This is a genomic window from Pseudomonas sp. MH9.2 (genome assembly GCF_034353875.1).
Taxonomy (GTDB): Bacteria; Pseudomonadota; Gammaproteobacteria; order Pseudomonadales; family Pseudomonadaceae; genus Aquipseudomonas.
Window position 1 is genome coordinate 1,505,494 of record NZ_CP133784.1, and the last position, 14,212, is coordinate 1,519,705.

The 14,212-nt window shown below is 59.5% G+C and carries 9 protein-coding genes and 2 tRNA genes; 7 read left to right on the plus strand and 4 right to left on the minus strand.

Features of this window, described 5'->3' with window-relative positions; all coding sequences use genetic code 11:
- Positions 1-200: 200 nt before the first annotated feature.
- Both RHM55_RS06960 and RHM55_RS06965 read right to left on the minus strand, forming a co-directional pair.
- A tRNA-Asp gene (locus tag RHM55_RS06960) sits at positions 201-277 on the minus strand.
- Positions 278-296: 19 nt separating this feature from the next.
- Positions 297-372 (minus strand) — tRNA-Val (locus tag RHM55_RS06965).
- A gap of 161 nt (positions 373-533) precedes the next feature.
- Here RHM55_RS06965 and rdgC point away from each other — a divergent pair.
- The 3 genes from rdgC (at position 534) to sugE (ending at position 2,928) form a co-directional block, all read left to right on the plus strand.
- A complete protein-coding gene (rdgC, locus tag RHM55_RS06970) occupies positions 534-1,454 on the plus strand; it encodes a recombination-associated protein RdgC (protein WP_219061542.1) in 921 nt (306 codons plus the stop codon).
- A 68-nt stretch (positions 1,455-1,522) separates the two neighbouring features.
- Positions 1,523-2,488 (plus strand): bile acid:sodium symporter family protein, encoded by a 966-nt coding sequence (locus tag RHM55_RS06975; protein ID WP_322180519.1) that lies wholly within the window; start codon positions 1,523-1,525, stop codon positions 2,486-2,488.
- Between the two features lie 125 nt (positions 2,489-2,613).
- Positions 2,614-2,928, plus strand: a complete 315-nt coding sequence (gene sugE, locus RHM55_RS06980; protein ID WP_322180521.1) for a quaternary ammonium compound efflux SMR transporter SugE — start codon at positions 2,614-2,616, stop codon at positions 2,926-2,928.
- A 21-nt stretch (positions 2,929-2,949) separates the two neighbouring features.
- Here sugE and RHM55_RS06985 read toward each other — a convergent pair whose 3' ends face one another.
- On the minus strand, positions 2,950-4,821 hold the full coding sequence (locus tag RHM55_RS06985) for an MFS transporter (RefSeq protein WP_322180523.1): 1,872 nt from the start codon (positions 4,819-4,821) through the stop codon (positions 2,950-2,952).
- 138 nt (positions 4,822-4,959) lie between these two features.
- Positions 4,960-6,138, minus strand: a complete 1,179-nt coding sequence (locus tag RHM55_RS06990; RefSeq protein ID WP_322180525.1) for a TDT family transporter — start codon at positions 6,136-6,138, stop codon at positions 4,960-4,962.
- 269 nt (positions 6,139-6,407) lie between these two features.
- Between RHM55_RS06990 and RHM55_RS06995 the strand changes: the two genes are divergently transcribed.
- The 4 genes from RHM55_RS06995 (at position 6,408) to RHM55_RS07010 (ending at position 14,208) form a co-directional block, all read left to right on the plus strand.
- Positions 6,408-9,884 carry a PAS domain-containing hybrid sensor histidine kinase/response regulator gene (locus tag RHM55_RS06995; protein WP_322180527.1) on the plus strand — a complete coding sequence of 1,159 codons (3,477 nt, stop codon included), beginning with the start codon at positions 6,408-6,410 and terminating at the stop codon, positions 9,882-9,884.
- 89 nt (positions 9,885-9,973) lie between these two features.
- Positions 9,974-10,642, plus strand: coding sequence for an ABC transporter ATP-binding protein (locus tag RHM55_RS07000; protein ID WP_322180529.1), 669 nt, complete (start codon positions 9,974-9,976; stop codon positions 10,640-10,642).
- A gap of 1 nt (position 10,643) precedes the next feature.
- On the plus strand, positions 10,644-13,124 hold the full coding sequence (locus RHM55_RS07005) for an ABC transporter permease (RefSeq protein ID WP_322180531.1): 2,481 nt from the start codon (positions 10,644-10,646) through the stop codon (positions 13,122-13,124).
- On the plus strand, positions 13,114-14,208 hold the full coding sequence (locus RHM55_RS07010; RefSeq protein WP_322180533.1) for a lipocalin-like domain-containing protein: 1,095 nt from the start codon (positions 13,114-13,116) through the stop codon (positions 14,206-14,208). Before RHM55_RS07005 ends, RHM55_RS07010 begins: the two co-directional genes overlap by 11 nt.
- Positions 14,209-14,212 lie beyond the last annotated feature (4 nt).

Genomic DNA, 14,212 nt, shown 5'->3' on the forward strand with positions numbered 1-14,212 from the left:
CGGAAGTCTACCGGCCTGGAGCGGAGGTAGACTTTGTCGACGCGGGCACAGGGACACCCCTGATTGCTGGCTCCCGATGATAATCGGGAGCACAACCCCAAGCTTCAGCGATTAGTTTTGGGTATTTAGAAAGCAACAAAAAGCGACCCTAAGGTCGCTTTTTGTTGCTTCAAGGAGTTCAAGGGCCTTGAAGCTTAATATGGCGCAGCGGACGGGACTCGAACCCGCGACCCCCGGCGTGACAGGCCGGTATTCTAACCGACTGAACTACCGCTGCGCGTAACACTGAGAAGGATTGGTGGGTGATGACGGGATCGAACCGCCGACCCGCTGCTTGTAAGGCAGCTGCTCTCCCAGCTGAGCTAATCACCCTTCACTCTCGGTGTGGCGCGCATTCTATATAGCGACCCTATCTCTGGCAAGCACTTTTTTAAATAATTTTTATAATCCTGCCAAAGGCTTAGCACAGGGTTGGCCGCAGAGGCCGAGGAGCGAATAATGCCCCCACTTTGTACAAAGGAGAGATTCACCCCATGTGGTTCAAAAACCTGCTTATCTATCGCCTGACCCAAGATCTGCCTTTTGATGCCGAGGCGCTGGAAACCGCATTGGCGACCAAACAGGCTCGCCCTTGTGCCAGCCAGGAGTTGACCACTTACGGTTTCGTCGCACCGTTCGGTAAAGGTGAGGACGCTCCTCTGGTTCACGTCAGTCAGGACTTCCTGCTGATTGCCGCACGCAAGGAAGAACGCATTCTGCCTGGCAGCGTGGTGCGTGATGCATTAAAGGAAAAGATCGAAGAGATCGAAGCCGAACAAATGCGCAAGGTCTATAAGAAGGAGCGTGATCAGATCAAGGATGAAATCATCCAGGCCTTTCTGCCCCGCGCCTTTATTCGTCGCTCGGCGACCTTTGCTGCCATCGCGCCGAAACAGGGTCTGATTCTGGTTAACGCCTCCAGCCCGAAACGCGCCGAAGACCTGCTCTCCACCCTGCGTGAAGTGATCGGTTCGCTGCCGGTACGCCCACTGACGGTGAAAGTCGCGCCAAGTGCAACCATGACCGAATGGGTCAAGTCCCAGAAAGCGGCTGACCACTTCTTCGTCCTCGACGAGTGTGAACTGCGTGATACCCATGAAGATGGCGGCATCGTGCGCTGCAAGCGTCAGGATTTGACCAGCGATGAAATCCAGCTGCACTTGAGCACCGGCAAGGTGGTCACCCAGCTGTCGTTGGCCTGGCAGGACAAGCTGTCCTTCGTGCTGGACGACAAGATGGTGGTCAAACGCCTGAAATTCGAAGACCTGCTGCAAGATCAGGCCGAACAGGACGGTGGCGAGGAAGCCCTTGGCCAACTGGACGCCAGCTTCACCTTGATGATGCTGACCTTCGGCGAATTCCTGCCTGAGCTGTTTGAAGCGTTGGGCGGCGAAGAACTGCCACAGGGCATCTAAGCCATCAGCTGTCATGCGCTACCCGTTGCGGTAGCGCATTTCCCCTCTAATAAAAAAAGGAACAAGCCATGCGTGCGCTGGCTGCGTTGAGTCGCTTTGTCGGGAATACCTTCGCCTATTGGGTGCTGCTGTTTGCAGTGTTGGCGTTTGCGCTGCCCGAATGGTTTATCGGTTTAAAAAGCGCCATCGTGCCGCTCCTGGGCCTGGTCATGTTCGGCATGGGCCTGACGCTCAAGCTCGATGATTTTTCTGAAGTCGCTCGCCATCCATGGCGTGTGGCCTTAGGGGTGGTCGCGCATTTCGTGATCATGCCCGGCGTCGCCTGGCTGCTGTGCCAGGCGTTTCATCTGCCCGCGGAGATCGCTGTGGGCGTGATTCTGGTGGGTTGCTGCCCGAGCGGCACCTCCTCCAACGTCATGACCTGGCTGGCCCGTGGCGACCTGGCGTTGTCGGTCGCTATCGCCGCAGTGACCACCCTCCTCGCCCCGCTGCTGACACCCGCGTTGATCTGGTTGCTGGCCTCGGCCTGGTTGCCGGTGTCTTTCATGGACATGTTCTGGTCGATTCTGCAGTTGGTCTTGTTGCCAATCGTGCTTGGCGTTGTCGCACAACGCGTGCTCGGCCATCGAGTCAAAGCGGCGGTGGACGTCTTGCCGCTGGTATCCGTGGTCAGCATCGTATTGATCGTCGCAGCGGTGGTTGCCGCCAGCCAGGCGAAAATCGCTGAGTCAGGCCTGTTGATCATGGCGGTGGTGATGTTGCACAACAGCTTCGGCTTTGTGCTCGGCTATTTCACCGGCAAGCTGTTCAAGCTGCCGCTGGCGCAGCGCAAATCCCTGGCACTGGAAGTCGGCATGCAAAACTCCGGGCTGGGCGCTGCATTGGCCAGCGCCCATTTCTCGCCGCTGGCCGCCGTGCCCAGCGCGCTGTTCAGCGTCTGGCACAACATTTCCGGCGCCTTGCTTTCTACGTATTTCCGGCGCATGAGTGAAAAAGCGGACCGAGAACTCGCCACTCGGTCCGTTACCGACTAGCCACTTTATCGATACCTGACTTGCCCCCGAATCGTTTATGTGCAAAATACTGCGCACAGCCAGGACGACCTGACTGGTCCATCAGGAAAAACGATTCGGGGACGACCCCTTTATAGGAGGTCATCATGTCTTGGATCATTCTGTTTTTCGCCGGTCTGTTCGAAGTCGGTTGGGCCGTCGGCCTGAAATACACCGAAGGCTTCACCCGCCCTTTGCCTACAGCCCTCACCGTCGCGGCCATGTTGGTCAGTTTGGGCCTGCTCGGTCTGGCCATGAAAGAACTGCCGCTGGGCACTGCCTACGCGATATGGACCGGTGTCGGTGCGATAGGCACCGTGATCGCCGGGATCATTCTGTTCGGTGAGTCCACGGCGCTGTTCCGCCTGGCCAGTGTGGGCTTGATTCTGTGTGGACTGGTGGGGCTCAAGCTGAGTGCTTGAGGTTGCACTACGCCAGATCAACTACCGAACGGTGCCCCGCAACTCCGCAACTCGCGCCTGCAAACTCGCTGGTAACGCCGCCTCCATTGCCACGGCGGGCCCGGCCACCACGGTGATGCGCGACCACAGCCGACGAAAGACTCCCTTGTTCGGATCTCGGCTGAAGAAACTACCCCACAAGCCCTGCAAGGCCAGTGGAATCACTGGCACTGGGGTGTCTTGCAGAATCCGGCTCAGGCCACCTTTAAATTCATTGATCTCCCCGTCAGCAGTCAGCTTGCCTTCAGGGAAGATGCACACCAGCTCACCATTTTTCAGGTATTCAGCAATTTTTTTGAAGGCCTGATCGTAGATCGCCAGGTCTTCGTTGCGCCCGGCAATCGGGATGGTGCCAGCGGTGCGGAAAATGAAGTTGAGCACCGGCAGGTTGTAGATCTTGTAATACATCACGAACCGAATCGGCCGCCGCACAGCCCCGCCAATCAACAGCGCATCGACAAAGGACACATGGTTGCAGACCAGCAGCGCCGCACCTTCTTCCGGAATCAGCTCCAGGTTGCGATGCTCGACGCGGTACATAGAATGGCCGAGCAGCCAGATCATGAACCGCATGGTGAACTCGGGCACGATCTTGAAGATGTAGGCATTCACCGCGATGTTCATCAGCGAGATCACCAGGAACAGCTGCGGAATCGACAGTTTGACCACACTGAGAAGCACGATCGAGACGATGACCGACACCACCATGAACAGCGCATTGAGGATATTGTTGGACGCGATGACCCGCGAACGCTCGTTCTCGACGGTGCGCGACTGGATCAGTGCGTACAGCGGCACGATATAGAAGCCGCCAAAAACACCGATGCCCAGCACATCGCTCAGCACCCACCACGCCTGACCATAAGACAGCACCGTCAGCCAGTCATTGGCCTGAACGTTTTGTGGAAAGCCGCCCGAATGCCACCACAGCAGCAGCCCGAACACGGTCAGGCCCATCGAGCCGAACGGCACCAGACCGATCTCTACCTTGCGCCCGGACAACCGCTCGCACAGCATCGAACCCAGTGCGATGCCGATGGAGAACACGGTGAGAATCAGCGTGACCACGGTCTCGTCGCCATACAGCCACTCTTTGGCGTAGGCCGGAATTTGCGTCAGGTAAATCGCGCCGACGAACCAGAACCAGGAGTTGCCGACAATCGAGCGTGACACGGCCGGCGTCTGACCCAGTCCCAAACGCAAGGTGGCCCAGGATTGACTGAAGATATTCCAGTTCAGGCGCATTTCCGGCGAAGCCGCCGCTGCGCGCGGGATGCTGCGACTGGCGATATAACCCAGACACGCCACCAGCAAGATCGCTGTCGCAACGATCGGCGCGTAGTGCGCGGAAGACATCATGATCCCGGCGCCGATGGTACCGGCCAGAATCGCCAGGAAGGTGCCCATTTCCACCAGCCCGTTGCCACCGACCAATTCATCCTCATGCAAGTGCTGCGGCAGGATCGAGTACTTCACCGGCCCGAACAACGCCGAGTGCGTCCCCATGGCGAACAACGCCAGCAACATCATCCACAGGTGGTTGAGCATGAACCCCGCCGCGCCCACCAGCATGATCGCGATTTCGCCCAGTTTGATCAGGCGGATCAAGGCATCCTTGGCGTATTTCTCGCCAAACTGACCCGCCAATGCCGAGAACAAAAAGAACGGCAGAATGAACAACAGCGCACACAGGTTGACCCAAATCGAGCGATCGCCGTCGATGCTCAGCTTATAGAGAATGGCGAGGATCAATGATTGCTTGAGGATATTGTCGTTGAAAGCCCCGAGGGACTGGGTGATGAAAAACGGCAGAAACCGCCGTTTTCCCAGCAAACTGAATTGCGACTGACTCATCGTCCGTGTACTCGAATAGCGCCGGGGTCGGCTTTTTAATTGGAGTGTCTATGTCGACTCCGAGCCACATTGGAAACGTTACGCAAGCAGATGTCGATAGGACGCGTCTGGTTTGATCGTCTCCCACGTCTTTAATACTCACTTGACCCCAGCACCCAACCCCGCAATACAAGGTGAAACGAACAGCTCTCCTTTATAGGCACCACACACGGTCCGACTCATGACGATCAGCCACAATATCGCCAGACAGCACACCAACGCACAACCGGCCAGCGAGAAGAATGTCAGGTGCAGCCTTGCTGCAAGCTTTAGGGTCGCCAATGCGTAGACACCCAATGGAAAGGTGAATCCCCACCAGCCGAGGTTGAACGGGATGCCGGTGCGCAGGTAGCGCACGGTAATAAGCACGGCCATCAGCATCCACCACAAGCCGAATCCCCACAGTGTGATACCCGCCACCAACCCGATACCATCCGCCATCTCTCCGAGCCCGGGCAAACCGTTGGCCGCAAAAATCGCCGGTGCGTCTGCGCCCATCAACAACATGCCCAACGCTCCGGTGCCAATCGGACCCAACGCCAGCCAACTCGAAGCGGCCATGTTTTCGTGGGGCAATTTATGCAGGGCCATGCGCAACAACAGAATGGACAGGATGCTGAACGCTACGGGTACCGAGAACGCCCACAACACGTAGCTGGTGATCAGCACGCCGAATTGCGCGGAGGCGTCGGTCAGATGGGGTGCCAGCAGACCACCACTGGCTGCCGCCACCTCAGCCGCGACCACGGGTAACAACCACACGGCCGTCATCTGGTCGATACTGTGCTCCTGACGCGTAAACATCATGAACGGAATGGCCACCCCGCAGGCCAGCGCCATAGCCACGTCCAGCCACCACAGCGTCTCGGCAATAGGCACTATAGCTCCGCCCCATCGAGGTAGGCCGAAGAATAGAAAGCCGTTGATAATGGTCGCCAGCCCCATGGGGATGGTGCCGAAAAACATCGACACCGTAGAGTGCCCAAACACTCGCCGCGCCTCATTGAAAAACAGCACCCAGCGCGCCATATACACGAGACTGAAGAGCACGAAGAGCGCGATATTGAACAGCCACAACCCCTCGGCCAACAGGTGCAAACCCGGGATCTGCACGGGCAATTGCCCCAGCGTCAGGGCCAGAATGCCGGTACCCATGGTCGCGGCGAACCAATTCGGGGTGAATTGGCGAATCACTTCTCGCGGATGACTCAGCGTGTTCAACGGCAGATTACGTTGGTTGGCAACGGCGTATGGCGCAGGCGTATCAAGGCAAGGCATGCTCTTCTCCAGTCCTCCTATGAGGTGAAATGAGCTTATAGTTCGATTGCATATCTATATAACGGGTAATTTCTCTATAGGTCATCTATTTTACCTATATGCAACACCGCAGACCTCGTCCTGCGGCACCAGGCCGCGCCAAGACCTTGGTCGGCACTGACGAACCCTGAACATCATGCGAGACTGTCCAGCCGGAGCAGGATCGCTTCCGGTCGGTCATTTTTTAACGAGCGCTGTTGAGAGCTATCTAGCGCTACCTGGAGTTTTACATGTCGCTGTCCAGTGGGCTGATTGCTGCAGTCGCCCTGACCTATATGGCCGTTATGTTCGCCATCGCCTTTTATGGCGATCGACGCAGTGCGCCTCTATCGCCACGCCTGCGGGCTTGGGTCTACAGCCTGTCGCTGGCGGTGTACTGCACCAGCTGGACATTTTTTGGCGCCGTGGGCCAAGCGGCCGAGCAACTCTGGTCGTTCCTGCCGATCTATCTGGGCCCGATATTACTGCTGACGCTGGCGCCTTGGGTGCTGCAGAAGATGGTGATGATCAGCAAACAAGAGAACATCACGTCTATCGCTGACTTCATCGCCGCACGCTATGGCAAGTCGCAATCGTTGGCAGTGGTGGTTGCACTGATCTGTATGGTCGGTGTTTTACCGTACATTGCCTTGCAGCTCAAAGGCATCGTCCTGGGGGTGAACCTGCTGATCGGTGCAGTCGCCGAATCCACGGGCACCCGCGCCCAGGACACCGCACTCATCGTCTCGCTGATCCTGGCACTGTTCACCATCTTGTTTGGCACTCGCAACCTCGACGCTACCGAACACCACCGCGGCATGGTGCTGGCAATTGCCTTCGAAGCACTGGTCAAACTGTTCGCGTTTCTCGCAGTGGGCGCGTTCGTCACCTTCGGCCTGTACGACGGTTTCGATGACCTGTTCAGTCAGGCAATGATCGCCCCTCGCCTGGAAGAGTACTGGAAGGAAACCGTCAACTGGCCGTCGATGGTGGTTCAAACCGGCGTAGCGATGATGGCCATAGTGTGTCTGCCACGGCAGTTTCACGTGACCGTTGTCGAGAACATCGAGCCGCAGGATCTCAGGCTGGCCCGGTGGGTTTTTCCGACGTACCTGTCCCTGGCAGCGCTGTTTGTGGTGCCCATCGCCCTGGCCGGACAAATGCTGCTGCCCAGTTCGGTGCTGCCCGATTCGTTCGTGATCAGCCTGCCGTTGGCCCAAGCCCACCCGGCGCTGGCCCTGCTGGCGTTTATCGGTGGCGCCTCCGCTGCCACCGGCATGGTGATCGTCGCCAGCGTTGCACTGTCGACCATGGTCTCCAACGATATGCTGCTGCCGTGGCTGTTGCGCCGCAAAACCGCAGAGCGCCCATTTGAGGTGTTCCGTCACTGGATGCTGTCGGTACGTCGGATCAGCATCGTGGTGATTCTGTTGCTGGCTTACGTCTGCTACCGGTTGCTCGGCTCAACGGCGAGCCTGGCAACCATCGGCCAAATCGCCTTCGCCGCCATCACTCAACTGGCCCCAGCCATGCTCGGCGCGCTGTACTGGAAACAAGCCAACCGCCGAGGCGTATTCGCTGGCCTGGCAGCCGGCACCTTTATTTGGTTTTACACCTTGGTGTTGCCCATTGCGGCCAACAGCCTGGGCTGGGCGCTCACTCTGTTCCCAGGGCTGGCCTGGCTGCACGGTAACCCATTGCACTTACCGATTACCCCGCTGACACAGGGCGTGGTGCTGTCGCTTGCCGGTAACTTCACCCTGTTCGCCTGGGTGTCGGTGCTGTCACGCACACGGGTTTCCGAACACTGGCAGGCTGGACGTTTCATTGGTCAGGAAATCAGCGCGCGCCCCAGCAACCGTTCGTTGCTGGCAGTGCAGATCGAGGACTTATTGAGCCTGTCGGCGCGCTTCGTGGGTGAGGAGCGCGCGCGGCAGAGTTTTATTCGTTTCGCCTATCGTCAGGGCAAGGGCTTCAGCCCGAACCAGAACGCCGACGGGGAGTGGATAGCCCACACCGAGCGCTTGCTGGCTGGTGTGCTCGGCGCGTCCTCGACCCGCGCTGTGGTCAAGGCCGCCATCGAAGGCCGGGAAATGCAGCTCGAAGACGTGGTGCGCATCGCCGACGAAGCCTCCGAGGTGCTGCAGTTCAACCGGGCACTGCTGCAAGGGGCCATTGAAAACATCACCCAAGGCATCAGCGTGGTCGATCAATCGCTGAAACTGGTGGCCTGGAATCATCGTTATCTGGAACTGTTTAATTACCCGGAAGGCCTGATCAGCGTTGGCCGACCAATCGCAGACATCATCCGCTATAACGCCGAACGTGGTCTGTGCGGTCCCGGTGAAGCCGAAGTGCATGTGGCGCGTCGGCTGCACTGGATGCGCCAGGGTCGAGCCCATACCTCAGAGCGATTGTTCCCCAATGGACGCGTCATCGAGCTGATTGGCAACCCGATGCCCGGTGGTGGTTTCGTCATGAGCTTCACCGACATCACCGCGTTCCGTGAAGCCGAGCAGGCGCTCAAAGGCGCCAATGAAAGCCTTGAACAACGCGTCGCCGAGCGTACCCATGAGTTGTCACAACTGAACGTGGCGCTGACCGAGGCCAAGGGTACCGCGGAAACCGCCAACCAGTCGAAGACCCGCTTTCTTGCAGCGGTCAGCCATGACTTGATGCAGCCGTTGAATGCGGCGCGACTGTTCTCGGCAGCCCTGTCCCACCAGGAAGACGAGATCTCCAGCGAGGCCCAGCAACTGGTGCATCATCTGGACAGCTCGCTGCGCTCCGCAGAAGACCTGATCAGCGACCTGCTGGACATTTCTCGCCTGGAAAACGGAAAAATCACACCCAATCCCCAGCCGTTTCCCCTGAGTGCGCTGTTCGACACCCTCGGCGCCGAGTTCAAGGCACTGGCCCAGGAACAAGGTTTGAAATTCCGGGTACGCGGCAGCAACGTGCGGATCGACAGCGACATAAAGTTATTGCGACGGATTCTGCAAAACTTCCTGACCAACGCTTTCCGCTACGGCAAGGGTCCGATACTGCTAGGCGTAAGGCGTCGAGGCGCGCAGCTGTGCCTTGAAGTCTGGGACCGCGGCCCAGGTATTCCGGAAGACAAACGTCAGGTGATCTTCGAAGAGTTCAAACGCCTGGACAGCCATCAGACCCGTGCCGAAAAAGGCCTGGGCCTCGGGCTGGCCATTGCCGACGGACTTTGCCGCGTATTGGGTCATGAACTGCAAGTACGCTCCTGGCCGGGTAAAGGCAGCGTGTTCAGCGTCACTGTGCCCCTGGCCACTCATCAAATGCCATTGGCCGCCAGTCCTGCCGAGCCCAAGTCCCACCAGCCACTGAGCGGTACCCAGGTACTGTGCGTCGACAACGAAGACAGCATTTTGATCGGGATGAACAGCTTGCTCACGCGTTGGGGATGTCAGGTGTGGACGGCGCGCAATCGCAGTGAGTGCGAAGCCCTGCTGGGCAAAGGCGTGCATCCGCAGCTGGCGCTGGTGGACTATCACCTGGATGAGGGTGATACCGGCGCCGCGCTGATGGCCTGGTTGCGCACGCGACTGGGTGAGCCGGTACCCGGCGTGGTAATCAGCGCGGACGGTCGACCTGAACTGATCGCGCAGATCCACGCTGCCGGCCTCGATTACCTGTCGAAACCGGTCAAACCGGCGGCGCTGCGGGCATTGTTGAGTCGGCATGTCAGTTTGAGCTGAATCCAAAAAGGGGGCAGCGTAATCTGCCTGACACATGATGGCGGACACCCGCTATTCTTTGCCTACCCCTTTGTCAGGCGAGTGACTTCATGCTTCAGGTGCAAGGCGTGTTCAAGAGCTACGCGACGCCACAAGGCCCGCTGGCGGTGTTACAAGGGGTCGATTTACAGCTCGAACACGGCAGCAGTCTGGCACTGATGGGAGAGTCGGGTAGCGGTAAAAGCACCCTGCTGCACCTGGTGGCCGGGCTGGACCAGATCGATCGCGGCAGTATCCGCGCCGGCAGGCATCGTCTGGATCAAATGAGCGAAGCACAGCTTGCCCATTGGCGGCGCACCGAGATCGGCCTGGTGTTTCAACAGTTCAACCTGATCAGCAGTCTGTCAGTCGACGACAATCTGGCGTTCCAGGCGCGCCTGGCCGGACGTTATGATCCGTCCTGGCAAGCACAGCTGATCGAGCGGCTGGGACTCGGCGCGCGGCTCAAGCGCTACCCGGAACAGCTGTCCGGCGGCCAGCAACAGCGGGTTGCCATCGGCCGCGCGCTGGCCTCGCGTCCAGGCCTGCTGTTGGCCGATGAGCCCACGGGCAATCTGGACGAAGCCACCAGCGATGAAGTCCTGCAACTGCTCCTGGACCTGCTGAAAAACACCCCGACCAGTTTATTGATGGTCACCCACAGCCCGCGAGTAGCGGCTCGATTGGCAAGCAGAGTGGTACTGCATCGCGGGCGACTGGCCGATGTCGGCGAGCGCTGAGATGCGCGTATTTTATTGGACATTACACGCCCTGCTCAGCCATTGGCGTCAGCACCCGGTGCAGTTTTTCAGCGTGCTGACCGGGCTGTGGCTGGCGACCAGCCTGTTGACCGGCGTGCAAGCGCTGAACAGTCAGGCGCGGGAAAGTTACGCCCGTGCCAGCCAGTTGATCGGTGGCGAACCCCAAGCCAGTCTGAGCGCACCGAATGGCGCGTCCTTCTCTCAGGAGGTGTTTGTCAGTCTGCGCCGCGCGGGTTGGCCGGTGTCTCCAGTGCTGCAAGCACGCCTCTCGCTCAAGGGGCATGACGATCAGCGCCTGCAATTGATGGGCATCGAACCGGTGTCGCTGCCAGGCGGTTCGGCGGTGGCCGGGCAAGCCCTGGACATGGCGCAGATCGTTGGATTTTTCAGCCCGCCGGGCAGCACCTGGATCGCCCCGCAAACCCTGCAGGTCTTGGGTTATCACGAAGGTGACCAACCCCTGACCGAGAATGGGCTGGCCTTGCCACCGCTGCACAGTCAGGCCGACATGGCCCCGGGGTTACTGCTGGTGGATATCAGCTTCGCCCAACACCTGCTGGGCATGCCTGACCAAGTCTCGCGGCTGTTGTTGCCTAAAGACTTTGCGGCCACACAACCGGCATTGCCTGCTGAACTGGTCGGGCAACTGGTGCTCAAGAGCAGCGGTGAAGAAAACAACTTGTCGCGCCTGACCGAGAGTTTTCATTTAAACCTCGATGCACTGGGCTTTCTGTCGTTCGTGGTCGGTTTATTTATCGTGCATGCCGCCATTGGCTTGGCACTCGAGCAGCGGCGCGGACTGCTCAGGACTCTGCGCGCCTGCGGTGTCAGCGCCCGTATGTTAATCCTCAGCCTGGGCGTGGAGCTGGGTGGCCTGGCCTTGCTGGGAGGCCTCGCCGGGGTCGTCAGCGGTTACTTCCTGGCCAGCCTGTTGTTACCCGATGTCGCCGCCAGCCTGCGGGGCCTGTACGGCGCCGAAGTGGCCGGACAATTGAGCTTGAGCCCGTTGTGGTGGGCCAGTGGTGTGGGTTTGAGTCTATTCGGTGCATTGCTGGCCGGGGCCAGCAGCTTGTTGCGTGCAGCGCGGTTGCCACTGCTGGCCCTAGCCAACGCACAGGCCTGGCATCAAGCCTATGCTCGCTGGTTGCGACGCCAGGCGTGGGTGGCGGCCATCGCAGGCGTGACGGCGTTGTTGGCCTTGTTATTGGGTGACAGCCTGGCCAGCGGTTTTGTGCTGATGGCCGCCCTGATGCTGGGCGCGGCACTGAGCCTGCCGGTGCTCCTCAATGCGCTGCTTAAAGCCTTACTGGGCCGCAGTCGTTCGGTATTGGGCCAGTGGTTTCTTGCCGATTGCCGCCAGCAGTTACCGGCGTTGAGCCTGGCTCTGATGGCGCTGTTGTTGGCCCTGGCCGCCAATATCGGTGCGGGCAGCATGACCTCGGGATTTCGCCAGACATTCAATAACTGGCTGGAACAACGGCTGACCGCAGAGCTATACCTCAACCCACAGAACCCGGCCCAGGCACGTAGCCTCCAGGCCTGGCTCAACGAGCAGCCACAGGTGCAGGCCGTGTTACCCACCTGGCAGGTCTCGATCCAGCTACAGGGCTGGCCTGCGGATGTAGTCGGCGTGATCGACCACCCGACCTACCGTCAGCACTGGCCGTTGCTGGACACTCAGGCGGACGATCCCTGGGATCAACTGGCCCGGGACGACACCCTGATGCTCAGCGAGCAACTGGCACGCAGGCTCAAGGTTCAGGTCGGCGATCAATTGACGATTCCCACACCACAAGGTCAGTGGTCGCCGCGCATCGTCGCGATCTACGCCGACTACGGCAATCCCAAGGGCCATCTGCTGGTCAACGCTCAACACCTGCTGCGCTATTGGCCGCAGTTGTCGCCCAATCGCTTCAATCTGCGCATCGCCCCTGTGTCGGTGCCGCCGCTGGTGCGCGAACTTCAGTCGCGCTTTGCCCTGGAAGACAGTCGCATCGTCGATCAAAGTCGGCTCAAGGGCTGGTCCACACAGGTCTTCGAACGCACCTTCGCCGCCACTGCCGCGCTCAATAGCCTGACACTGGGGGTCGCGGGAGTGGCGTTGTTCATCAGCCTGCTGACCCAAAGCCAGAGTCGGCTCGGACAACTGGCGCCGCTGTGGGCACTGGGCGTGACCCGACGCCAACTGATGCTGCTCAATCTGGGACAAACCTGGCTACTGGCAGTGCTAACGCTGTCACTCGCATTGCCATTGGGTCTCCTGCTGGCCTGGTGCCTGGACGCGGTGATCAATGTGCAAGCCTTTGGCTGGCGCTTGCCGTTGCAGGTGTTCCCTGCCCAACTGGTGCAGTTGATGGGGCTGGCCCTGCTGGCGACCTTGCTGGCCTCGGCGTGGCCGTTGATCAAGCTGTATCGCAGTCGCCCGGCCGACCTGCTGAGGACCTTTGCCAATGAGGATTAGATGGCTATGGCTATGGCTATGGCTATGGCTCTTGCTCGGCACCCTGCTCTTGAGTGCCTGCGATGATCAAAAGCCGCCTGCCGATGGTTTTGCCGGGCTGGGTAACCAGGCCTCGACGTTTGCTCGGGTCGTCCCGGGCAAGGTGTTCAGTTTTCCTCGGGATCACGGCCCCCACGACGGTTTCCGCATCGAGTGGTGGTACGTTACCGCCAACCTCAAGGATGACCAGGGCCGGACCTTCGGCGTGCAATGGACGTTGTTTCGCAACGCGCTGAAAGCCAATACCCAGGTGCAGGGCTGGAGCAATCAAACGATCTGGATGGGCCATGCCGCAGTGACCTCGGCCAGCCGGCACTATGCCGCCGAACGTTACGCCCGCGGCGGCGTCGAGCAGGCCGGGGTTAACGCCTCGCCGTTCAAGGCGTGGATCGATGACTGGACATTCGACAGCCAGTCAGGCCTCGAAAACCCGCTGGCAAACATGCAACTGCACGCCCGTGGACAGAATTTCAGTTATCGACTGCAACTGACAACCAGCCAGCCGCTGGTGCTGCAAGGCGAGCAAGGTTTCAGTCAGAAGTCAGAACAGGGCCAAGCCTCGTATTACTACAGCCAGCCATTTTTCCAAGCTAAGGGCACCGTCGAAATAGACGGCAAGACGTATCAGGTAGCGGGCCCCGCCTGGCTGGACCGTGAGTGGAGCAGCCAGCCACTGACCGCCAATCAAACGGGCTGGGACTGGTTTTCCATGCACCTGGACAGCGGCGAACAACTGATGCTGTACCGGATGCGGCAGAAAAACGGCGAGCCGTATCTGACAGGCACCTGGATCAGCGCTGACGGCCAGACACAGGTATTGAAGGGGCCAGAGATCCAGCTCACGCCACTGACCTCGAGTGACGTCGCCGGGCACGCGCTGCCAACCCGCTGGGGAGTGAAAATCCCCGAAAAACACCTCGACATCACCACAACCGCGCTAAACCCCAATGCCTGGATGAACCTGCGCATCCCGTACTGGGAAGGCCCGGTGCAGTTGAGCGGAAGTCATTCGGGCACCGGGTATCTGGAAATGACCGGGTATTAAGTCG